Source organism: Amycolatopsis sp. NBRC 101858 (genome assembly GCF_030269325.1).
Classification (GTDB): Bacteria; Actinomycetota; Actinomycetes; order Mycobacteriales; family Pseudonocardiaceae; genus Amycolatopsis; species Amycolatopsis ponsaeliensis.
In genome coordinates this window covers 750029-770895 of sequence record NZ_BSTD01000005.1, presented here as the reverse complement: position 1 = coordinate 770895, position 20867 = coordinate 750029, and the positions used below count along the sequence as shown (strand labels likewise).

20 protein-coding genes are annotated in these 20867 nt (G+C 71.2%); 8 read left to right on the top strand and 12 right to left on the bottom strand.

Going from position 1 to position 20867, the window contains the following annotated elements; all coding sequences use genetic code 11:
• Nucleotides 1-28: 28 nt before the first annotated feature.
• Entirely contained in the window at nt 29-739 is a 711-nt protein-coding gene (locus QSK39_RS37875) for a TIGR03089 family protein (protein ID WP_285482619.1), read from the top strand.
• Here QSK39_RS37875 and QSK39_RS37870 read toward each other — a convergent pair.
• Entirely contained in the window at nt 736-1176 is a 441-nt protein-coding gene (locus QSK39_RS37870; protein WP_285482618.1) for a DoxX family protein, read from the bottom strand. The two genes, QSK39_RS37875 and QSK39_RS37870, sit on opposite strands and share 4 nt — an antisense overlap.
• A 248-nt stretch (nt 1177-1424) precedes the next feature.
• On the opposite strand from QSK39_RS37870, the gene QSK39_RS37865 reads away from it, so the two are divergent.
• Entirely contained in the window at nt 1425-3275 is a 1851-nt protein-coding gene (locus QSK39_RS37865) for an elongation factor G (RefSeq protein WP_285482617.1), read from the top strand.
• Here QSK39_RS37865 and QSK39_RS37860 read toward each other — a convergent pair.
• Nucleotides 3272-4087 (bottom strand): DUF1206 domain-containing protein, encoded by an 816-nt coding sequence (locus QSK39_RS37860; protein WP_285482616.1) that lies wholly within the window; start codon nt 4085-4087, stop codon nt 3272-3274. The genes QSK39_RS37865 and QSK39_RS37860 overlap by 4 nt on opposite strands.
• A gap of 79 nt (nt 4088-4166) precedes the next feature.
• Between QSK39_RS37860 and QSK39_RS37855 the strand changes: the two genes are divergently transcribed.
• On the top strand, nt 4167-4562 hold the full coding sequence (locus QSK39_RS37855) for a hypothetical protein (RefSeq protein WP_285482615.1): 396 nt from the start codon (nt 4167-4169) through the stop codon (nt 4560-4562).
• Here QSK39_RS37855 and QSK39_RS37850 read toward each other — a convergent pair.
• The 3 genes from QSK39_RS37850 to QSK39_RS37840 all read right to left on the bottom strand — a co-directional run bounded on the left by QSK39_RS37850 (nt 4559) and on the right by QSK39_RS37840 (nt 7897).
• Nucleotides 4559-4984 carry a hypothetical protein gene (locus tag QSK39_RS37850; RefSeq protein WP_285482614.1) on the bottom strand — a complete coding sequence of 142 codons (426 nt, stop codon included), beginning with the start codon at nt 4982-4984 and terminating at the stop codon, nt 4559-4561. The genes QSK39_RS37855 and QSK39_RS37850 overlap by 4 nt on opposite strands.
• Before the next feature lie 68 nt (nt 4985-5052).
• Entirely contained in the window at nt 5053-5982 is a 930-nt protein-coding gene (locus tag QSK39_RS37845) for an esterase/lipase family protein (RefSeq protein WP_285482613.1), read from the bottom strand.
• A 757-nt stretch (nt 5983-6739) separates the two neighbouring features.
• Nucleotides 6740-7897: an acyl-CoA dehydrogenase family protein gene (locus tag QSK39_RS37840; RefSeq protein ID WP_285482612.1), complete on the bottom strand. Its 1158-nt coding sequence runs from the start codon at nt 7895-7897 to the stop codon at nt 6740-6742.
• Between the two features lie 115 nt (nt 7898-8012).
• Between QSK39_RS37840 and QSK39_RS37835 the strand changes: the two genes are divergently transcribed.
• Nucleotides 8013-9689 carry a class I adenylate-forming enzyme family protein gene (locus QSK39_RS37835; protein ID WP_285482611.1) on the top strand — a complete coding sequence of 559 codons (1677 nt, stop codon included), beginning with the start codon at nt 8013-8015 and terminating at the stop codon, nt 9687-9689.
• Here the strand turns inward: QSK39_RS37835 and QSK39_RS37830 are convergent.
• Nucleotides 9654-10691: an Lrp/AsnC family transcriptional regulator gene (locus QSK39_RS37830; RefSeq protein ID WP_285482610.1), complete on the bottom strand. Its 1038-nt coding sequence runs from the start codon at nt 10689-10691 to the stop codon at nt 9654-9656. The genes QSK39_RS37835 and QSK39_RS37830 overlap by 36 nt on opposite strands.
• Before the next feature lie 106 nt (nt 10692-10797).
• Between QSK39_RS37830 and QSK39_RS37825 the strand changes: the two genes are divergently transcribed.
• Nucleotides 10798-11487 (top strand): SDR family oxidoreductase, encoded by a 690-nt coding sequence (locus QSK39_RS37825; protein WP_285482609.1) that lies wholly within the window; start codon nt 10798-10800, stop codon nt 11485-11487.
• Nucleotides 11488-11489: 2 nt separating this feature from the next.
• On the opposite strand, the gene purE is transcribed toward QSK39_RS37825, so the two are convergent.
• The 5 genes from purE to QSK39_RS37800 all read right to left on the bottom strand — a co-directional run bounded on the left by purE (nt 11490) and on the right by QSK39_RS37800 (nt 16632).
• Nucleotides 11490-11987, bottom strand: a complete 498-nt coding sequence (gene purE, locus QSK39_RS37820) for a 5-(carboxyamino)imidazole ribonucleotide mutase (RefSeq protein WP_284748473.1) — start codon at nt 11985-11987, stop codon at nt 11490-11492.
• A 10-nt stretch (nt 11988-11997) separates the two neighbouring features.
• Entirely contained in the window at nt 11998-13182 is a 1185-nt protein-coding gene (locus QSK39_RS37815) for a 5-(carboxyamino)imidazole ribonucleotide synthase (RefSeq protein WP_285482608.1), read from the bottom strand.
• A gap of 12 nt (nt 13183-13194) precedes the next feature.
• Nucleotides 13195-14403 (bottom strand): glycosyltransferase 87 family protein, encoded by a 1209-nt coding sequence (locus QSK39_RS37810; protein WP_285482607.1) that lies wholly within the window; start codon nt 14401-14403, stop codon nt 13195-13197.
• Nucleotides 14378-15727 carry a glycosyltransferase 87 family protein gene (locus QSK39_RS37805; RefSeq protein WP_285482606.1) on the bottom strand — a complete coding sequence of 450 codons (1350 nt, stop codon included), beginning with the start codon at nt 15725-15727 and terminating at the stop codon, nt 14378-14380. Before QSK39_RS37805 ends, QSK39_RS37810 begins: the two co-directional genes overlap by 26 nt.
• A 71-nt stretch (nt 15728-15798) precedes the next feature.
• A complete protein-coding gene (locus QSK39_RS37800) occupies nt 15799-16632 on the bottom strand; it encodes a GGDEF domain-containing protein (protein ID WP_285482605.1) in 834 nt (277 codons plus the stop codon).
• Between the two features lie 269 nt (nt 16633-16901).
• Between QSK39_RS37800 and QSK39_RS37795 the strand changes: the two genes are divergently transcribed.
• The 3 genes from QSK39_RS37795 to QSK39_RS37785 are packed head-to-tail and all read left to right on the top strand — an operon-like array spanning nt 16902 to nt 20159.
• Nucleotides 16902-19085 (top strand): sigma-70 family RNA polymerase sigma factor, encoded by a 2184-nt coding sequence (locus tag QSK39_RS37795; RefSeq protein WP_285482604.1) that lies wholly within the window; start codon nt 16902-16904, stop codon nt 19083-19085.
• 10 nt (nt 19086-19095) lie between these two features.
• A complete protein-coding gene (locus QSK39_RS37790; protein ID WP_285482603.1) occupies nt 19096-19593 on the top strand; it encodes a GtrA family protein in 498 nt (165 codons plus the stop codon).
• Nucleotides 19594-19631: 38 nt separating this feature from the next.
• The gene (locus tag QSK39_RS37785; protein ID WP_284748480.1) at nt 19632-20159 is read left to right on the top strand and encodes a GtrA family protein; all 528 of its coding nucleotides are present in this window, start codon (nt 19632-19634) and stop codon (nt 20157-20159) included.
• 14 nt (nt 20160-20173) lie between these two features.
• On the opposite strand, the gene QSK39_RS37780 is transcribed toward QSK39_RS37785, so the two are convergent.
• On the bottom strand, nt 20174-20635 hold the full coding sequence (locus QSK39_RS37780) for a hypothetical protein (protein ID WP_285482602.1): 462 nt from the start codon (nt 20633-20635) through the stop codon (nt 20174-20176).
• Between the last annotated feature and the right edge of the window lie 232 nt (nt 20636-20867).

Genomic DNA, 20867 nt, shown 5'->3' with positions numbered 1-20867 from the left:
GCGTGGTCCGCGCTTTAGGCTTTTCCGCATGAGCCTGACCGACGAGCTGCTGCGCCCGCTGCTGGCCTCGCCCGCGAAACCGTTGATCACCCATTACGACGACCAGCTGGGCAGCCGCGTCGAGCTGTCCGTGGCGACGACCGCCAACTGGGCGGCCAAAACGGCCAACTGGCTGACCGAGGAGTTCGACGTCGAACCGGGCGACGCGGTGGCCGTGCAGCTCCCGGCGCACTGGCAGACCGTCGGCGTGCTGCTCGGCGCGTGGTGGTGCGGGGCGCGCGTCGTGACCGAGGGCGCCGGCGCGCGGGTGGCGTTCGTCGGGCCGGACGACCCGGAGCCGACCGGCGCGACCGCGACCGCCGTCGTGACGCTGGACCCGATGGGACGCGGGCTGTCCGAGCCGCCGGGCGGCGGCGCGTTCGACTACCTGAGCGAGTCCCGGCTGGCGGGCGACCAGTACAGCCCGCTCTTCGCGATCCCCGGCGACACGGCCGCCCTGTTCGAGTCCACTGTGGACGAGGTGCTGGCGGAAGCCCGCGCCCGCGCGGCGAAGCTCGGCCTCTCCGCGGACGACCGCGTGCTGTCCACCCGGGACTGGAGCGGTTCGGAGGGCATCCTCGACGGCCTGCTCGTCCCCTTGGCTGCGGGCGCCCACCTGGTCCACGTGAGCAACGCGGACGAGGCGAAGCTGGGAGCCCGCCGTGATGCCGAACGCACCACGGCGGACCTGCCCGCTTAAGCGTTCTGCAGCTCGCCGGCCTCGGCGTCGCGCCGGGCCCGCTTGCGGCCCCACAGCAGGTGGTCGAGCGAAAGCCGGCCGCCGTTGAAGCCGAGCGCGAGCCCGGCCAGTGCGAGCACCAGGACCAGCTCGTAGCCGCCCTGGCCGGTCAGCCCGTTGTCGATGTGCACCGAGAGCAGCGCACCCACGGAGATCACGACGTACCCGATGCCGACCAGCGGCATCAGGAACCCGACGATGAACGCGATCGAGCCGAGGATTTCGACGGTCATCGCGAAGACCGCGGCGACCGTGGGCATCGGGATGCCCGTCATCGAGAAGAACTTCGCGGTGCCGTCGATGCCGTTGTTCCACTTCTGGAGGCCGTGCGCGAGGAAGACGACCGCGACGCCGATCCTCCCCAGCAGCAGGGCCACGTCCTTGAATCGTCCGAACATCCGGTTTCAGCTCCCCGGTGGGTGAATTTTCAACTGACCCGGCCCAAGCTAGGGCCCCGGGACCCTTGATCGAAGCTCCGGAGGGTGATCGACAGGGAACCGACAGGGACGGAAATTCGGTTTCGCGCGCCCCGGCCGCGGGGCTATCTTCGCCCTGACCTGCGTCCACGACCGTGAGGAGACCCCGATGCGCCGACAGTCCGTCCTGCCCGGCCTGTCACCCGCATCACAAAGGACTTCTCGCGACCGTGAAAACCCTGAACATCGGGATCCTGGCGCACGTCGACGCCGGTAAGACCAGCCTGACCGAGCGCCTGCTCTTCGAGGCGGGCGCCATCACGCACCTCGGCAGCGTCGACCGCGGCGACACCCAGACCGACTCCCTCGAGCTCGAACGCCGTCGCGGCATCACCATCCGCTCCGCGGTCGTCTCGTTCACGACCGGCGACACCCGGATCACCCTGATCGACACCCCGGGCCACTCCGACTTCATCGCGGAGGTCGAGCGCGCGCTGCGGGTGCTCGACGGGGCCGTCCTGGTGGTGTCGGCCGTCGAAGGCGTCCAGGCCCAGACCCGCGTGCTGATGCGCACCCTGCGCCGGCTCGGCATCCCGGCGCTGATCTTCGTCAACAAGATCGACCGGATGGGCGCGCGCGACCTCCTCGACGACATCCGCGCGAAGCTGTCGCCGCGCGCGATCGCGCTGAACGCCGCGGCCGACGAGCTGGCCGAGTTCCTGGCCGACGGCGACGACGCGTTCCTGGAGTCCTATGTGGACGACCGGGTCGACGCCGCGGCCTGCCGTGCCGAGCTGGCCCGGCAGGTCGCGCGCGGCACCGTCCACCCGGTGCTGTCCGGGTCCGCGATCACCGGCGCCGGCGTCGCGGACCTCGTCACGGCGATGACCGGGCTGCTCCCGGCCGCCGAGCGCACCGGCGACGGACCCCTGCACGCGACGGTGTTCAAGATCGACCGCGGCCGCGCCGGGGAGAAGATCGCCTACGCCCGGCTGCACTCCGGGTCGCTGGCCGTGCGCCAGCGGATTTCCTTCTACCGCGGCGAAACCGAGCTCACCGGCCGGGTCTCCGCGCTCGAAGTCGCCGGCGACGAGGTGGCGCTCGCCGGCGACGTCGCCCGGGTGCGCGGGCTGCGGGAGATCCGGATCGGCGACCGGCTCGGCTCACCGGGCACCGCCCGCGACGGCGTGTTCGCGCCGCCGAGCCTGGAGACCGTGGTGCGGCCGGCCCACCCCGAGCAGGCCGCGACGTTGTTCACCGCGCTGACCCGGCTGTCCGAAGAGGACCCGTTGATCGACGTCCGCCGCCACGGGCCCGACATTTCGGTGCGGCTCTACGGCGAAGTGCAGAAGGAGGTGCTGCGCTCGATGCTGGCCGAGGGCGCCGGCATCGACGTCACGTTCGAGCGGACGCGCACCCTGTACGTCGAGAAGCCGATCGGCCGCGGGGAAGCCGTCGAGGGGCTGGATCCGGAGCAGCGGCTGTACTTCTTCGCGACGGTCGGGCTGCGGGTGGAGCCCGGTCCCGGCGTCACGTTCGGGCTTTCGGTCGAGCTGGGCTCGCTGCCGCTCGCGTTCCACAAGGCCATCGACGAGACCGTCCACACCACGCTCGAGCAGGGGCTGTACGGCTGGGAGGTGCTGGACGTCGCCGTCATGCTGACGCACACGGCGTTCTTCAGCCCGCTCAGCGCCGCGGGCGACTTCCGCAAGATGACGCCACTGGTGCTGATGGCGGCGCTGAAGCAGGCCGGCACGCGGGTGCACGAGCCGGTGCACCGCTTCGAGCTGGAGATCCCGGCGAACGCCGTCAGCGCGGTGCTGCTCAAGCTCGCGGACCTGCGCGCGGTGCCCGGCGAGCCGGTCATCGGGCCGTCGTCGTGCACGCTGCACGGCACGATCCCCGCCGAGCACGTCCACGCGTTCGAGCAGGCTCTCCCCGCGCTCAGCCAGGGCGAAGGCGTCTTCCTCAGCGAGTTCGACGACTACCGGCCCTACCCCGGCCCGCCGCCGGTGCGGCCGCGGACCGGCGAGAACCCGTTGGACCGCAAGGAATACCTCGCGCAGGTGGCCCGGCGTTAGCGCTTGTGCGCCCAGGCCGCGCCGAAGCAGTACGCGCCGAACGCGGCGAGGCCGAGGGCCACGACGGTCAGCAGCACGGTGCCGAAGGGCTGGGCGGCGAGCGTCTTGAGCGCGGCGTCCAGTCCGCCGGCCTGCTTCGGGTCGGCGTTGAACCCCGCGATGGCGAGGAGGATGGCGACGATCGTGAAGACGACGCCCTTGGCGAGGTACCCGGCCATGCCGAGCCAGGTGACCCAGCGCTTGGTCTTGCCCGGCAGGTCGGTCATGTCGAGGTCTTCGAGGAACTTCTTCTTCACGCCCTTGACCCCGGCCGCGATCGCGACCCCGAGGACGGCCGCGGCGGCGATGACCACCAGCGCCGGCCCGAACGGCAGCTCGAGCAGCTTGGCGGTGAACTCCTGCTGGGTCTGGTTGCTCGACCCGCCGCTGCCGCTGCCGATGGCGATCTTGAAGGCGGAGAAGCCGAGCGCGATCACGACGACCCCGCGCGCCCCGGCGCCGATCCGCTTGCGCGTCCGCTTGCCGCCGCTGACCCAGGTGTAGCCCGTGGCGGCCATCAGGAACTGCCAGAGCCCGTAGGCGACCAGGCCGAGGGCGAGCACCCAGAGCAGGACCTGCCCGAACGCCGTCGAGCCGATCTCCTGCAGGGCGCCCTTCTGGTCGGCCTGCTCACCGCTGCCGAAGGCGACCTGCAGGGCGAGGTAGGCCAGGACGAGGTGGACCAGGCCGTAACAGGCCATGCCGGCCCGGCCCAGGAGCTGGGCGGTGTCGCTCTTTTCGCCGCGTTGAGCCGTGGCCGCTGTCCGATTCATGCTGTGTGGGTACCCAGCGCGGCCGCCGCCCGGTTGGGCCATGCGGCGCAATCGCCCACCGTGATGGGACGATTCCGGCATGGATGCGCGGCTGGTCGGCTACTGGTCGGAGACTGAGGTGCACCCCGGCTCGACCGAGTACACCGAACTGGGCTTCCGGGCCGACGGTTCGGGCTGGCAGTACTGGTCGAGCTGGAGCTCGGCGTTCTGCGTCCACCGCTTCGCCTGGCACAGCCCGGAGCCGGGCCGGCTCACCCTGCGGCTGCGGATGGCGATCGACGGCAGGTGGTCCCTCGACGGCCCGGACGTCGCGCACCGGATCGAACGCCGGCAGCACGTCGACGAGGTCGTCGAACTGGCGTGGGAGCTCGGGCCGGACCGGCAGCTGACGCTGGACCAGCCGCTGGTCGACGTCCTGGGCGGCACGCGGTTCCTGCCCGTCGACGACGGCGGCACCGACCCGACGCTGGCTTAGGCGGGCCGGCGCCGGATAGCGTCGAGGCCGGTCCAGCCGCCGTTGGCCGCGAGCAGCTTCAGCACCTGCTCCGCCTGCTCGGCGAACCGTGCGAGGTCCTCGTGGAGCAGCGCCGCGCGTTCGCCGTCGAGCGGGTCGAAGTCGTCCCACCAGAGCCCGATCGCCGTGCCCGCCGTGACGACGAGGCCCTGCACCAGCCGCCGGAACCCGGGCGAGGGCGTCCCCGCCGTCTCGCGGTAGGCCGTCTCGATGTCGTCACACGCGGCCAAGAGCTCCCGCAGCTGGGCAACGGCCCCGGCGGGGGTGCCGTCCCAGGCGGCCGTCGGCCAGGCGCGGTCGGACAGTTCGAGCCACAGCCGCCAGCCGGCGACCAGCTCGGCTTCGTCGTGGGGCGTCCAGGACGCCGGAACCGGCCAGTACATGCTTCGAGCGTGACACCGCCGGAGCGGAAATCCGCCCCGGCGGTGGGTTATGTCTCATGTGGCGAAGTTCAGCTGATCACCGGCGGCACCGGCACGCAGGGCGGCGTCTTGGCGTGGGCCGGGTCGAGCGCGTTGAGCACGAGCCCTTGGGCGACGGGGTCGTAGGTGATGCCGAGGTGGTCGGTGAAGTCGAGCCCGCAGACGTTCTGCAGCAGGATGTTCTTGACGTTCGGCCCCGCGGCGAGGAAGGCGCTGGTGTAGGGCGTCACGACGTCGTCGTAGCGGGTCTGGATGACGGTGTACTGGATGCCGGGCACGGTTTCGCCCCCGGCGTTGAGGTCGGTGAGGAAGGCCGACCCGACGGCCTGTTCGTTGCACGACTGGCAGACGGTCCCGAGCGCGGCGGGCACACCGGGGATCATTTCGAGGGTGCTGAGCAGGCCGAAGAGATCGGTCCCGTGGTTGGACGGCGAAAGCCCGACGAGCCGCGAGATCTTGTCCGCGCCACCGAGGTACTTGATCCAGTACCGGATGTTCATCCCACCCTGCGAGTGCCCGACGACGTCGAGTTTCGCGGCCCCGGTGGCCTGAAGGATCTTGTCCCCGAAGGCGGCAAGCGCTTTCGCGGTATCGGCAACGGGCCCGACGGTCTGCAGGAAGCTCCCGGGCGCCCCGCCGAAGTTCCCGGCGAAGACGCAGTAGCCGGCGTTGGCGAGCTTCTGGGAGAGGTTGGCCCAGTTTTCGTAGGCGTTGGCGGTGGTCCCGTTGGAGAGCAGCACGGGGTTCGGGTGCTTGTCGGAGGGCTTGCAGTTCCAGTCATTGGCCCCGGGCGGCGCGATGGTGGGGGCGCCGAGCGAGTAGAGGGCGGCTGTGAGGATGTTGGGCTGCACGGGCCCGGTGGGTTCCTTTTCGGCAGCTTGGCCGGTCCCGGCCCCCAGTGTCAGAGCCGCCACCGTAGCGACGGCCGCCGTGAGCCACCTGCGCGTCGTTGCGCCCATCCGTTTCACCTCTCTGTGAACCGATGGTGATCCGCGTCACCGCCTTTATTAACGCGCGGGTAACATGTCCAGACACTCCCCCTAGTGAGTGATTTTCTTCCGGCGCTTGACCTGCTAAGAGTGACAGGACGCGCCCCAAGTGCCACTCCCACCGACCCGCACCCCGACGGCGTCTTGTCACGCGGCTTCGCGGTCCGGGAAAATGAGCGACGGGTAGCTAGGTTTTGTGCGGCCGTTTCCGGCCCGCGGCTTGGTGGCCGCTCCCTCGACGGGAACGGGGCACTTTACGTGGCGATCCAGGCAGTTGCCGGCACACCACGGCCCCCGGTGCGGATCCCACCGGGGGCCGTGGCTCGCCTCGAACAGACGAGCCGGATCACGGGCGGCCGCCGAGCTTGAACGCGATGTACGCCAGCAGAACCACCGCAATGGCAAGCAGAACGATGATCGCAATCATGCCGAGAACGAAGCCGTCCGAAGAAGTCGTCACGATCAAGGGTTGCTCCCGCCAGCCCGTAACAGGTCGCCTGGGAGTCGCTTCGCCGGCCGATCTTGTTTCACCCCGACACGAGCACGCCAGGGCCAGACACACGCAAGAGGTCAGCGCGAAGCAGGCGGACGAGAACCCAGACCTCCCCGCACCCCGATCCGAAGCCAAAACACGGCCGGCGGCACCGGGTCAAGGCATCTTTCCCGCCTTGACGCGGTACCGCCGGCCGTAGTCACAATGAAGGCGTCGGGGTGCCCGGAGAAGCCACTACCCCCGGAGCAGCGCCCGAGCCATCACAACCTTCTGAATCTGGTTGGTACCTTCATAAATCTGCGTGATCTTGGCATCCCGCATCATCCGCTCAACGGGGAAGTCCCGGGTGTACCCAGCCCCACCAAAGAGCTGAACCGCGTCGGTAGTCACCTCCATGGCGATGTCCGACGCGTAAGTCTTAGCCGCCGAAGCCATGAACCCGGCCCGCTTGTCCCCCCGCTCCGAAGCCGCCGCGGACGCGTACACCAGGTGCCGAGCAGCCTCGATCTTCGTCCCCATGTCGGCCAGCATGAACTGGACACCCTGGAACTCGGAGATCGACTTGCCGAACTGCCGGCGGTCCTTCACATAAGCCACCGCCGCATCGAGCGCACCCTGGGCGATGCCCAGCGCCTGCGCCCCGATCGTCGGACGCGTGTGGTCGAGCGTCCGCAGCGCCGTCTTCAGGCCGGTACCGGGCTCACCGATGATGCGGTCCTCCGGGATCGTGCAGTTCTCGAAGTAGATCTCGCGCGTCGGGGAACCCTTGATGCCGAGCTTCTTCTCCTTCGGGCCCACCGAGAAGCCCGGATCGTCCTTGTGCACGACGAACGCCGAGATGCCGTTGGCCTTCTTCTCCGCGTCCGGGTCGGTCACGACCATCACGGTGTACCAGGTCGACTCACCCGCGTTGGTGATCCAGCACTTGGTGCCGTTGAGGACCCAGTGGTCACCGTCGAGCCGGGCGCGTGCCCGCATCGAGGCCGTGTCCGAGCCCGCTTCGCGCTCCGAAAGCGCGTACGAAGCCGAAGCCTCGCCCGATGCGATCGAGGGCAGCACGAGCTTCTTCACGCTCTCCGAGCCGGACAGAATGATCGGCTGCGTGCCGAGCTTGTTCACCGCCGGGATCAGCGACGCCGACGCGTCGACCCGCGCGACCTCCTCGATCACGATGCAGGCGCCCACGGCGTCCGCGCCCTGGCCGTCGTACTCCTCGCCGATGTGGACGGCGTTGAACCCGGACTTGACCAGCGCGTTGTACGCCTCGATCGGGTAGCGCTCGTTCTCGTCGACCTCGGCCGCGTACGGCGCGATCTCCTTCTCGGCCAGAGCCCGGACCGCGGCCCGCAGCTCCTCGTGCTCCTCGGCAAGCTGGTACAGGCCGTCGGTCACTTCCGGTCACCTTCTCTACGACGTCGGGAGGGTTCCGTCGATGTTAGCGCTCGTTCACTGCACGCGTCCGCCCTCGTCCTTGTGTCGTTGACCGCAGAACTCGTACCGTCGAGTGATGCCGCTCACCGCGCCGACGACGCCGCCCGGTTTGCCCGCCTCCCTCGACTACCCCGAAGCCCCGGTCGGTTCCCTCATCGCCGCGGGCGCCACCCGCTGGGGTGACCGGACCGCCTTCGCCCACGACGGCCGCAGCCTCACCTTCACCGAGACCTACCGCGCGGCCTGCCGCTTCGCCCACGCGCTGCGGGCGCAGGGCATCGGCCGGGGTGACGTCGTGGCGCTGCACCTGCCGAACTGCCTGGCCTTCCCGGTCGCCTACTACGGCACGCTGCTGGCCGGGGCGACGTTCAGCCCGGCCAACCCGCTGCTCCCGCCGGACGACCTCGCCTTCCAGCTCGCCGACTGCGAGGCCGCGGCGGTCGTGACGTTCGGGCCGGTCGCCGGGGTGCTGGCGAGCGTCGCCGACCGGGTCCCGGCGCGGCTCACCGTCGTCGTCAGCCCCGCCGGCGACCTGCCCGAGGGCGCCGTCGAGTTCGAGGCGTTCCAGGCCGGCCAGCCGGCGGAGCGGCCCGACGTCGACATCGCGATCCACGACGACCTCGCGCACCTCGCCTACACCGGCGGCACCACCGGCCGGTCGAAGGGCGTGCGGCTGACGCACCGCAACGTCGTGGTCAACACGCTGCAGCACTCGTGCTGGGGCAGCGGCTCGGTGCCGGCGCTCGACGCCCACGGCGACGTCACGATCGACCAGGTCGGCAGCGAGGACGAGTGGCCGACGCGCCTGGGCACCGGCGTCGCGATCAACCTGACGCCGTGGTTCCACGCGATGGGCATCATCGGCGGGATGAACGCGGCGGTGATCGCCGGCACGACGATCGTGCTGCACTCGCGTTTCGACCCGCCGGCCTACGTCGCCGACGCCGAGCGGCTGCGCATCACCGGCATCGGCGGCGCGCCCGCGCTGTTCGCCGCCCTGCTCGCGACGCCGTCGTTCCACACCGCGGACCTCTCGTCGGTGCGCGCGATCGGCTCCGGGGCCGCGCCGATGAACCACGCGATGATCAACGCGCTGCGCGAGCGGTTCCCCGGCGTGGTGGTCAGCGAGGGCTACGGCCTCACCGAGGCGACGATGGGTGCGGTGATCTCGCCGACGTACGCCTCGGGCACGCGCAAGGTCGGCTCGGTCGGCGTGCCGATCTTCGACACCGAGGTCAAGGTCGTCCCGGCCGAGGGCGGCGAAGACCCGCTCCCGGCGGGCGAGAAGGGCGAGGTCTGCCTGCGCGGGCCGCAGATCATGCTGGGCTACCGCAACCGCCCGGAGGAGACGGCGGCCGCCCTGGTCGACGGCTGGCTCCACACCGGCGACGTCGGCATCCTCGACGCCGACGGCTACCTGTCCATCGTGGACCGCAAGAAGGACATGCTGCTGTACAAGGGGTACAACGTCTTCCCGCGCGAGCTGGAGGAGCTGCTGATCACGATGCCCGGCGTCGCGGCGGCGGCCGTGGTGGGCCGGCCCGACACCGAGGTCGGCGAGCTGCCGGTGGCGTTCGTGGTCCCCCGCGGCGAGCTGGACGCCGACGAGCTGATGGCCGCGGTCAACGAGAAGGTGCTGCCCTACAAGCGGTTGCGGGAGATCCACGTGGTCGAACAGATCCCGGTGTCCGCCGCCGGGAAGGTGCTCAAGCGGGAGCTACGGCAGCAGCTGATCGGCGAGCTGCCCGGCTAGCCGGTCGCCGGACAGGCGCGTGCCGGCCTGCTTGACGTGCTTGAGCAGCGGCGAGACCTCCATGCTCTGCAGCCCGGGCAGCGAGCCGATCCGGTCCGAGGTGAACTCGAACAGCTCGTCGAGGTCCCGGCAGTGCGCGACGGCGTGGAGGTTGTACGGCCCGGAAACCGCCGCGGCGAAGGCGATTTCCGGCTTCTGCGCGAGCGTGCGCCCGACGTCCTTGACCGCCGACGGGTGCACGCGCAGCCAGAGGTTCGCCCGGGCGTGGTAGCCGAGCGCCACGGCCGCGATCTCGACGTCGATGTGGACGACGCGCAGCCGGATCAGCGTCTCCAGGCGGCGTGCGGCGCGGCCGGGCGTCAGGTCCGCCGCCGCGGCGAGGTCCACCAGGGCGGCCCGGCCGTCCGCGGCCAGGACGTCGAGCAGCTTTTCGTCCTCGGCGGCGAGCTGTACGGGCTCGCGGGCCACGACCGGGGCTTCGGTGAACGGCGACTCGCCGGTCCCGAGCAGCGCTTCCTGCTCGGGGGTCAGCGTGCCCCGCAGCGCGGCCCAGTAGTGCCCGCGGCCGCCGACGAACTGGCGGAGCATCGCGGCCACGTGGATGTCGAGGACGGCCGCGGTCCGCGGCAGCTGCTGGCCGAGCAGGTCGTCCCGCTGTTCCCGGGTCCGCGACCGCACCGCGAACCCGATCTCCGAGCCCCCGGCGCACAGCCCCACCCAGCTGACGTCGTCGCGCTTCGCAAGGGCGTCGGCGATCGCTGCAACACTCCCGGGACGGCACCGCAGCCGCACCAGCCACTTGCTCTGGCCCAGCGCCCCCGGGTCGACGATGCCCGCAACGCGGAGGACGCCCTCGGCGCGAAGCCGCCGGTAGCGCCGGCCGACCGCGTTCTCGGTGACGCCGAGCGCGGCCGCGATCGAGGCGAACGAGGCCCGCGGCGCGATCTGCAGCGCGCGGATGAGACGCACATCGTCGGGCCCCACATTGACGGATTCGGCCATCGATGCTCCTCTCATCGAGGCAATCCTACGGATCCGCCGTCCGGACGGGCGCGACCGACGACCGAGCGAACAGACTCGGAGACGCAACCGACCGAAGGGAACAGCCATGGAGACCGCCCTCATCATCGGAGCGTCGCGCGGCCTCGGGCACGCGATCGCCGCCGAGCTCTCCGCCCGCGGGTGGCACGTGATCGGCACGGTCCGCGACCCGGCCGCCCGGACACCCCTGCACGACCTCGCCGACGCGTCGGACGGGCGCGTCGAGGTCGAGCACCTCGACATCACCGAGCCCGATCAGCTGCCGCCCCTGCGCGAGCGGCTCGCCGGCCGCCGGCTCGACGTGCTCTTCGTCAACGCGGGCACCACGAACAACCCGGCGACCCCGATCGGCGAAGTGTCGACCGCCGACTTCGTCGACGTCATGGTCACCAACGCGCTCAGCCCGATGCGCGTCATCGAAGCGCTCCAGGACCTCGTGCCCGCCGACGGGCTCATCGGCGCGATGTCCTCCGGCCAGGGCAGCATCACGAACAACACGGCCGGCTCGCGCGAGGTCTACCGCGGCAGCAAGGCGGCGCTGAACATGTTGATGCGCAGCTTCGCCGCCCGGCAGGCCGAAACCGGCCGCGCGCTGGCCCTCGTGGCCCCCGGCTGGATCCGCACGGCCCTGGGCGGGCCGGACGCGCCGTTCACCATGGAGGAAACCGTCCCGAAGATCGTCGACGTCCTGCTCGCGAAGCGGGACCGGCCCGGCCTCGAGTTCCTGGACCGCGAGGGCAAGACCGTGCCGTGGTGACGCTAGTGGCCGGTCTTCGCCCGCAGGGCCGCGTCCTTGTCCAGGACCAGCTTCTCCAGGTCCTGCTGGAACTTCGCCATCTTCGAGCGCAGGCCCTCGTCCGACGCCGCCAGGATGCGGACCGCCAGCAGGCCGGCGTTGCGCGCGCCGCCCACCGACACCGTCGCCACCGGGACACCCGCCGGCATCTGCACGATCGACAGCAGCGAGTCCAGGCCGTCCAGGTACTTCAGCGGGACCGGGACGCCGATCACCGGCAGCACCGTCGCCGAGGCGACCATGCCCGGCAGGTGGGCCGCACCGCCCGCACCCGCGATGATCACGCGGACGCCGCGGGCCACCGCCGACGTCGCGTAGTCCAGCATGCGCTGCGGGGTGCGGTGCGCCGAGTAGACGCCGACCTCGTACTCGACGCCGAACTCGTCCAGCGCCGCACCGGCCGCCTCCAGGGTCGGCCAGTCCGAGTCGCTGCCCATGATCACGCCCACCTGCGGCGCCATACCTGATCTCCTAGTGGATTTCGTAGCCGTCGAGCCAGACGGCGTGGGACAGCCAGTGCGCCGACAGCAGCGCGCGGTTGCGCAGGTCGTCCATGCGCTCGCCGGTGAAGTTGACGTGCCCGAGCTTGCGCCCCGGCCGCTCCTGCTTGCCGTAGAGGTGCACCCGCGCCTCGGGGTACCGCGCGAACAGGTGGTGCAGCCGTTCGTCCGGCCCCATCTCGGGCAGCTCCGGCGCGCCTAGCACGTTCGCCATCACGCACGCCGGCGCGACCAGGTCCGTCCGGCCCAGCGGGTAGTCGAGCACCGCCCGCAGGTGCTGCTCGAACTGCGACGTGCGCGCACCGTCCATGGTCCAGTGCCCGGAGTTGTGCGGGCGCATGGCCAGCTCGTTCACCAGCAGCCCGGTGTCGGTCTCGAACAGCTCGACCGCGAGCAGCCCGGTGACGTCCAGCGTCGACGCGACCCGCAGCGCCAGGTCCTGCGCCTCGTGCACGCGCTCCGGCGCGAGCCCCGGCGCGGGGGCCAGCACCTCGGTGTTGATCCCGCCGGTCTGCACCGTCTCGACCACCGGGTACGCCGCGCCCTGGCCGAAGGGCGAGCGGGCGACGAGCGCGGCCAGCTCCCGCCGCATCGCCACCTTCTCCTCGACCAGCAGCGGAGTGCCCGCTTCCAGCAGCTCCGGCACGGTCTCGCGGGCGTGCCGCGCGGTGTCCAGCATCCAGACGCCGCGGCCGTCGTACCCGCCGCTCGACGCCTTGAGCACGACCGGCCAGCCGTGCTCGCCGCCGAACTGCACCACGTCGTCCACAGTGGACACCTCGGCGAAGGCCGGGCCCGGCACGCCGAGGCCCGCCATCATCTCGCGCATCACCAGCTTGTTCTGCGCGAAACCGAGCGCCGACGGCGCCGGCCGGATGAGGTAGCCCTCCATCGCCAGCGTCAGCAGGTGCTCACCCGGCACGTGCTCGTGGTCGAACGTGACCACGTCGACCGACGCCGCGAACTTCCGCAGCGCGTCGAGGTCGGTGTGGTGCCCCAGCACGACGTCACCCGCGACGAGCCCCGCGGCTTCGTTCTCCCCCGCGGCGAGCACGCGCAGGGACTGGCCGAGGGAGATCGCCGCCTGGTGGGTCATCCGGGCCAGCTGACCGCCGCCCACCATGCCCACGACGGGCAGACCGGTGTGTTTGTCCATAGCCCGCTCAGACTAAACGGTGACGACCTGCGGTGACCGCCGGACCAGGCGTAGCTCACGCGCCGCCAGGCCGAGGATCCCACCCGCCGCCGCGAGCACGTAGACGTTGCCGAGGACCGACCAGCCCAGGCCCCAGCCGAACTCCGTGTCGCCGCCGTTGGGCACGAGCATCACGATCTGCGAGACGAACAGCAGCGCGACCGCCGCCGCGGCCCACCACCGCGCCTTCACCACCAGCAGCGTGAGCAAGGGCACGCACCACACCCAGTGGTGCGACCACGACACCGGCGACAGCAGCAACCCGTAGAACGCCGTCACGAGCAGGGCCGCCGCGTCCTCACCGCGCCGGTGCAGCCGCACGACCAGCCACACCGCCGGCACGGCGAGCACCGCCGCCACCCCGGCCGCCACCACCAGCGACCAGGGCGCGAGGTGGGTAGCCCGGTTGACCAGCCCGTTGAGCGACTGGTTGAAGATCCAGTGCACCGACCCGACCCGGCTCGGGTCGGTCGCCGAATCCCGCCAGAACCGCGCCGCGTCGACCGGGATGACCGCGAACATCACCGCTTCGAGCGCCACGAACGTGCCCAGGGCCCGCAGCCCGTCCTTCCACTTCCCCGTGAAGAACAGGTGCGGCACGAAGATCAGCGGGGTCAGCTTGATCGCCGCCGCCACGCCGATCAGCACGCCCGCCCAGCGCGACCCGCGCGACGAGAGCACCAGGACGTCCAGCACCACGAACGCCATCAGTATCAAGTTGATCTGGCCCAGGAACAGCGTCTTCCACACCGGTTCCAGCGCCAGCGCGATGGCCGTTCCCGCCGGCAGCGCCCACCAGCTTCTTCCCAGAAGCGACGAGCCCCCCGGCGACGACGAAACCACCGTGATCACGACCATAAGGGCGACCACCGACAAAAACGCGATCACGCCCCACACCAGGCCCGACGGCACCAGCGCGAGCGGCAGGAACAGCGGCGCGGCGGCCGGCGTGTAGGTGAACGGCAGCCGCACCCAGTCGGGCAGCGCGACCAGCACGTCCCGCGTGTAGAGCGGGTCGCCGTGCAGCAGCGTCAGCGCCCCGGCGCGGTACACGGCGCTGTCCGCGCCGAGGTGCCACCCGGCCAGCCAGACGACGACACCGAAACCGAGGACGAGAAGCGCGATCCCCCCGGCGAAGAACCAGCCGGCGCGCGCCTCAGACGCCGGTCGCGACGTCGACATGCTCGTCCGGCGCGGCCTTCTTCCTGGCCCGCCGCTGCAGGCCCCAGCGCAGGATCAGCGCCGCGGCCAGCACGACCGGCATCAGGATGTAGGCGTCCCCCAGGATGTTCTGCCACACCTTCCAGTGCAGCTCGACGTTGCGGCCGTTCGGCAGGATCAGCAGCACGCAGCTGACGAACACGAACGCGACCAGACCGGTCCCGACCCAGCGCTTCCACGCCGTCTTCGGGGTGGTCTTCGGCAGCCGCGACACCAGCAGCACGATCAGCGGGATCACCCACACCCAGTGGTGCGTCCACGAGATCGGCGAGATCAGCAGCGTCCAGAACGCGGTGACCAGCACCGCGGCCAGCGCCTGGCCCTTGCGGTGGAACCGCATGAGCAGCCACAGCGCCGGGATCGCGAGCAGGAGCCCGATGCCCATCGCCGCCTTCGACGCCCACGGCGCGAGGTCGGTGGCCCGGTTCATCAGCGCGTTCAGCGACTGGTTGCCCGCCCAGTGCACCGGCCCGATCCGGCCGGTGTCCGGCAGCGTGACGGTCCAGTACTTGGCCGCGTCGTGGGCGTTGATCAGGAACATCAGGCCCTGGAGGACGACGAACGTCGCGAGCCCGCGAAGCGCGTCCTTGCGGCGGCCGGTGATGAACAGGTGCCCGAGGAAGACCAGCGGCGTCAGCTTGATCGCCGCCGCGACGCCGACCAGCACGCCGCCCCAGCGGCTCCCCTGCGCGCCGATGACCAGCATGTCCAGCAGGATCATGGCCATCAGGACCAGGTTGATCTGGCCGAGGAAGATCGTCCGCCACACCGGCTCGAGACCGAGGAAGACCAGGAAGAACACGATGGTCGAGCGGGCGGGCGAGGCCCACCAGCGCGGGCCGTCGGCGGACGGGCGGGGCAGGGCGCCGATCGCGATCCGGATCGACAGCGCCATCGCAGCCAGCGAGATCGCGGTGATCAGGCCCCAGGAAATCTGCGTCGGGAACGCCGCGAGCGGCACGAAGATCAGCGCGGCCGTCGGCGGGTAGGTGAACGGCAGCAGCGCCCACCACGGCTCGGGGGCCAGCGTGTTCGCGTCGTAGAGGGAGTCGCCGTGCAGCAGCGTGAGCGCGCCGGCCCGGTAGACCGCGCTGTCGACGCCGAGCACCCAGTCGTGCTGCCAGCCCCAGATGCCGTACCCGATCGCGACCAGCGGAATGACCGCGAGAATCAGCAGCGACCGCGGGCGGACGGACAGGCGGGCGAGTGACTTCCGCAGGGCCAGGCGGTGCTGCGATCTGGCCGCGACTGCGCCGTCGACGTCGGTGGTTACGGTCCGGGTCACCTCACCAGGAAATCATGGCCCGTCCGATCCGGGTCAGAAGGGTCCGTGCGGAACCGGACTTTTCACGCGTTTCACACCCGGGCGAGGTGGGCCAGCAGGTCGCAGGCCATTTCGTGGGTGGCAGGCAGGCGCACGGCCGACACCCTCGGCCGGCCGGCGTCCGCGAGCTGCGAATCGACGGAAAGCCGCTCGTGCAACGCCCTTCGCAGCGCGACGCCGTGCGAAGCGACGCGCTCGTCCTTCGGGACCAGCGCGGCGACGACGGACGTTCCGAGCGTCGCGACGCTCTGCCCGCTGTCGAACACCGCCCGCAGCGCGTCCGCGACCAGGATCATCCCGGTCAGCCGCGGGAACCCGGTGACCGCGCTGAGGTCGAGCGAGACGACCAGCAGCACGTGGTCCTCGGCGGCGGGCCGCTCGCGCGCGGCGGCGGCCCGGTAGACCTCGTAGAGCCGGGTGCGCAGGTAGGCGGCCGACGGCAGGCCGGTCAGCGGGTCGGTGACCTCGGTGTGCACGAGCTGGTCGGTGGCGACGTCGGCCCAGGCCAGCGCGGTGGTCCGGAGCAGCCGCGACGGCGTGGCGTCGACGTCCGGCGAGACGAACCCGTCGCCGCCGTGGTCGAGCACCGCGTGCAGCGCGGCCAGGTCGGCGAGGGTTTCCGCGAGTCCCGCGCCGGCCGCCGCCCGCGCCCGGGCCAGCCCGGCCAGCGCGGTTTCGGCGGCCTCGGCGCCGCCCTTGGCCATCACGGCCGCGCAGACGGCGTCGACCTCGGGCAGCGCCCAGTCGCTCGGGAACCGCCAGCCGGCGGCCAGGCTGGCCGTGCGCCAGCGGGCACGCAGCGTGCGCAGGGCCCGGTCGGCGAACGGGGCGTCACCGGGACCGGAGCGCGTAGCCGGAACGTCCACTGGCGGCCTGCCCCTTTCGTCCGGTCCGTGTCGATCTTGCTCGGTGCTTCACGGTGAGGACGTGCCCCACCGGACCTCGTGACGCGTACTCGCGAGTTTTGTCAGGAAGGTTTTCCACGACGCGACCCGAGGGTGGGTGATTTCGCTCCGCCGACGGAGTCAACACCCCCACCACGACGTGACGGCCTCGGGTGGGTCAGTCACACTTGTCTCGCGTCGCGGACCCGCCTGTAATGGCAGGTCCTGGCCTTAACCGACCGAGGAGTGCCGTGTCCACCGTTCCCGCCGATCTCAGCGGAAAGAGTGACGCCGAGCTGATCGCCGAGGTCCGCGCGGGGAAGATCGAGTCGTACGGGCCGCTTTACGAACGCCACACCGGCGCGGCGCACAACCTCGCTCGTCAGCTGGCCCGTTCGAGCTCGGAAGCCGACGACCTGGTGTCCGAGGCGTTCGCCAAGGTGCTGGACACGCTGCGTGGCGGCAAGGGGCCGGACACAGCCTTCCGGGCGTACCTGCTGACCGCGCTGCGTCACACCGCGTACGACCGCACGCGCAAGGAACGCCGGGTCGACCTCAACGAAGACATGACCGACGTCTCGGCCGAGGCGCTGACGGTGCCGTTCTCCGACACCGCCGTCGCCGGGCTCGAGCGCACGATGGCCGCCAAGGCGTTCGCGCGGCTGCCCGAACGCTGGCAGGCGGTGCTCTGGCACACCGAGATCGAGCAGCAGAGCCCGGCCGAGGTCGCGCCGCTGCTGGGGCTGACCGCGAACGGCGTCTCCGCGCTCGCCTACCGCGCCCGTGAGGGTCTCCGGCAGGCCTATCTGCAGGTCCACCTGCAGGAGAACGAAGAGGAACGCTGCCGCGCCTGCGCCGAGCGGCTCGGCGCGTGGACCCGCGACGGGCTGTCCAAGCGCGAGCGCGCCCAGGTCGAGAACCACCTCGACGAGTGCGAGAACTGCCGGGCGCTGGCCGCGGAGCTCGCCGACGTCAACGGCGGGCTGCGCGCGATCATCGCCCCGATCGTCCTGGGCGGCGCGGCACTCGGCTACCTCGCCACGATCGGCGCGGCCAAGGCGAGCGCGGCCACCGCGGCAGCGGCCGGTGCGGCCGCCGCCGGGGCCGCCGCGGCCGGGGGCAAGGCGGGTGCGGCCGCGGGCGCCGCCGCCGCGGGACCCCGTCAGTTCGCCGGGGTCGCCGCCTCGGGCACGGCGGTCGTCGCGGCCGTCGTCATCGCGCTCACCGCCGGCGGCGGGGCGCAGGAGATCCCGGTCGCGGCCCAGGTGCCGCCGCCGGTGGTCCAGCCGGTCAACCCGCCGGCGCCGAAGCCCGCGCCACCGGCCCCGCCCGCCCCGGCGCAGCCGCCGGCACCTCCCGCACCTCCCGCCGCGCCGCCCGTCGAGCCGCCGCCCCCGGCTGTCGAGCCGCCTGCTCCGGCACCGCCGGCGCCGCCCGCTCCGGCACCGCCGTCGGTGTCCGCGACCACGCCGCCGGGCGGGCTCGAGCTGAGCCCCGGCACCGCGATGAACCTGCCGCTCACCGTCCGCAACGACGGCGGCAGCCCGTCCGAACCGGTGGCCGCCGCGCTGAAGCTGCCGCCCGGCGTGCGCGCGGTCGACGCCGGCGGTGGCGGCGCGCCGATGGCGTTCGCGCAGGACGGCGCCCCGATCTCGGTGAACTGCCCGGGCGGCGAGGGCACGGTCGTCTGCAAGACCGGCGCGGGACTGCAGCCCGGCCAGAGCGCGACGCTCAACTTCCGCCTCCAGGCCGACGAGGACGCCCAGGGCGGCACGGTCACCGGATCCGTCACCGCCGGCCTGCAGATCAACGTCGCGGTGAGCGTCAAGGTCACCGTGAAGCAGCCGCCGGAAGCGGTGGTGCTGGAAGCGCAGGGCGACGGGCTCTCGGCGTTCCCGTGGACCCGCAACCCGCTGGTCTACGTGCGGGTCCGCAACACCGGCGAGACGACCAAGCCGGTCACGGTCACCTTCGACCACCCGCTGTGGCAGTGGTGGAGCCTGCGCGGCTTCCCGTGCACACCGTCCGGCGACGGCGCGACTTGCACGACGAAGAGCGCGCTGGCGCCCGGCCAGCACGTCAACCTGTGGGTGCGGCTGAAAGGCCGTCCCGACGACGGGCGCGTCACGATCAACGCCAAGCTCGGCAAGGCTTCGGCGAAGCCGGTGACCGTGGACTTCGGCTGCTACCACCACTGGTGTGGCAAGGACCCGCTGCCTTCCCCGACCCCGTCGACCACGCCGTCCAAGCCGACTCCGACATCGCCCACGAAACCGACGTCCACCCCGCCGGCGACGACCACGAAGACCGAGCCGACGACCGAGCCCCCGACGTCGACGACCACGACGAGCGCGCCACCGCAGCCGGGCACGAAGCCGGGCGACCAACGGCCGACCGTCACCCCCGAGAGGGGATTCGGCTGGCTGACCGGGTAGCGTCCGCGCGGTGCGCGAGCTGCTGAAAAAGCATCGCGAGCTCCTCCGCTTCGCCGTCGTCGGCGGGATCAGCTTCGTGATCACGATGTCCGTCAACTACGGCTTGAAGTTCACCGTGCTGCGGACCCACCCGGTGACGGCGCTGATCGTCGGCGTCCTGGTCGCGACGATCTTTTCCTACGTCGCCAACCGCGAGTGGTCGTTCCGCACCCGCGGCGGCCGGGAGCGGGCGCACGAAGCCGCGTTGTTCTTCTTGATCAGCGGTGTCGCGCTGGGCCTGAACGCGCTGCCGCAGTGGTTCTCGCGGTACGTGCTGGACCTGCAGGCGCCGCACCTGACGGCGTTCGGCGTCGAGGTGGCCGACTTCGTCAGCGGGATCGTCATCGGGACCCTGCTCGGCACGGTGTTCCGCTGGTGGGCGTTCAAGAAGTGGGTGTTCCCCGAGGAGGACGCCCGCGTCGTCCGGGTCGCGGATGATCCGGACATTCAGGACCGCAAGGCCGCCTGAACCACAGGTCAACGCGGTGTGCTCCTAGACTGCATCGTGTGACCGTTGTGGAAACCGTGCTCAAGCGCACGCCGGAACCACTGCGTTCGGTGCTGATCAAGCACCGGGAGCTGCTGAAGTTCGCGATCGTGGGCGGCACGACGTTCCTGGTCGACAACGGCGTCTGGTACTTCCTGAAGCTGTCGGTGCTGGAGTCGAAGCCGACCACGGCGAAGGCGATCGCGATCATCGTCGCGACGATCGTGTCGTACATCCTGAACCGCGAGTGGTCGTTCCGCACCCGCGGCGGCCGGGAACGTCACCACGAGGCCGCGTTGTTCTTCGTGATCAGCGGCGTCGCGGTGGTGGTGAACCTGATCCCGCTGTACGTGTCGCGGTACGTGCTGGACCTGGAGGTCCCCCACGTGACGCGGCTGGTGCAGGAGGTCGCGGACTTCGCGAGCGGGTCGATCATCGGCATGCTGCTGGCGATGTTCTTCCGCTTCTGGGGCTTCAAGAAGTGGGTCTTCCCGGACGAGCTCGGCGAGCGACGCCGCGACAACGGCGACGTGACCCGCCTGCACTGAGCCCGGACCCACGCCTACTCCTGCACGAAGTACTCCGGCTCGTCGTCGCGATCGGCGTTGACGGGAACGGTGCAGTAGGTCTTCCCGCTTTCGCAGACCGTGATCTTCAGCCGGTCGAACCCGCCGACCCGATCGGGATCGCCGATCGAAAAGTGGTAGGGCACGTCGTCGTGGGCCGAAGCGGTCCTGGTCTCGCTGTCGATCTTGGTCGCCCCGGCGTAGGCCTCGAAGTAGACGGTCGTGCCGCGCGCGAGGAAGTCCGCCACGGTCCCCTGCACCGTCGAGGTGCGGTTGCCCCAGACGACGCCACCGATGGCCTGCCCTCCGCAGCCTTGCGCGGTGCACAGGCGGAACGTGTCGTTCGGCCAAGCGCTGTCCGCGCTCGCCGCCGCCGGCACGACCAGCGTCGCCGCCAAGGCAAGAGCGATCCCGGAGAGCACCGCGGCGCCCCGGGCCGCTCGGTTCGTGCAAGTCATCGGCGTTTCCTCCCGTCGAGCCCCCGTGGTCCCGGAGGCCGTCGTGGCGAAAACACCCCGCCTCGTTCCGCAGTTGAGCGCAGCGAGCGAGGTTCACCCGGATGGCCCGCCTGATCACCACTCGAAACTACTTGTCTTCTGACATGTAGTTGTCTACAGTCATCCTCGTCAGTGTTCCTTCGTGAGGACGCCGTCCGGGTTCGGCCGGGCGAGCGGGACGATTCGAGGTGGT

Bases quoted from the DNA above. Each gene is read 5' to 3' on its own strand.
- QSK39_RS37875 (WP_285482619.1), top strand. From the start codon at position 29: ATGAGCCTGACCGACGAGCTGCTGCGCCCGCTGCTGGCCTCGCCCGCG.
- QSK39_RS37870 (WP_285482618.1), bottom strand. From the start codon at position 1,176: ATGTTCGGACGATTCAAGGACGTGGCCCTGCTGCTGGGGAGGATCGGC.
- QSK39_RS37860 (WP_285482616.1), bottom strand. From the start codon at position 4,087: ATGAATCGGACAGCGGCCACGGCTCAACGCGGCGAAAAGAGCGACACC.
- QSK39_RS37855 (WP_285482615.1), top strand. From the start codon at position 4,167: ATGGATGCGCGGCTGGTCGGCTACTGGTCGGAGACTGAGGTGCACCCC.
- QSK39_RS37850 (WP_285482614.1), bottom strand. From the start codon at position 4,984: ATGTACTGGCCGGTTCCGGCGTCCTGGACGCCCCACGACGAAGCCGAG.
- QSK39_RS37845 (WP_285482613.1), bottom strand. From the start codon at position 5,982: ATGGGCGCAACGACGCGCAGGTGGCTCACGGCGGCCGTCGCTACGGTG.
- QSK39_RS37835 (WP_285482611.1), top strand. From the start codon at position 8,013: ATGCCGCTCACCGCGCCGACGACGCCGCCCGGTTTGCCCGCCTCCCTC.
- QSK39_RS37830 (WP_285482610.1), bottom strand. From the start codon at position 10,691: ATGGCCGAATCCGTCAATGTGGGGCCCGACGATGTGCGTCTCATCCGC.
- QSK39_RS37825 (WP_285482609.1), top strand. From the start codon at position 10,798: ATGGAGACCGCCCTCATCATCGGAGCGTCGCGCGGCCTCGGGCACGCG.
- purE (WP_284748473.1), bottom strand. From the start codon at position 11,987: ATGGCGCCGCAGGTGGGCGTGATCATGGGCAGCGACTCGGACTGGCCG.
- QSK39_RS37815 (WP_285482608.1), bottom strand. From the start codon at position 13,182: ATGGACAAACACACCGGTCTGCCCGTCGTGGGCATGGTGGGCGGCGGT.
- QSK39_RS37810 (WP_285482607.1), bottom strand. From the start codon at position 14,403: ATGTCGACGTCGCGACCGGCGTCTGAGGCGCGCGCCGGCTGGTTCTTC.
- QSK39_RS37780 (WP_285482602.1), bottom strand. From the start codon at position 20,635: ATGACTTGCACGAACCGAGCGGCCCGGGGCGCCGCGGTGCTCTCCGGG.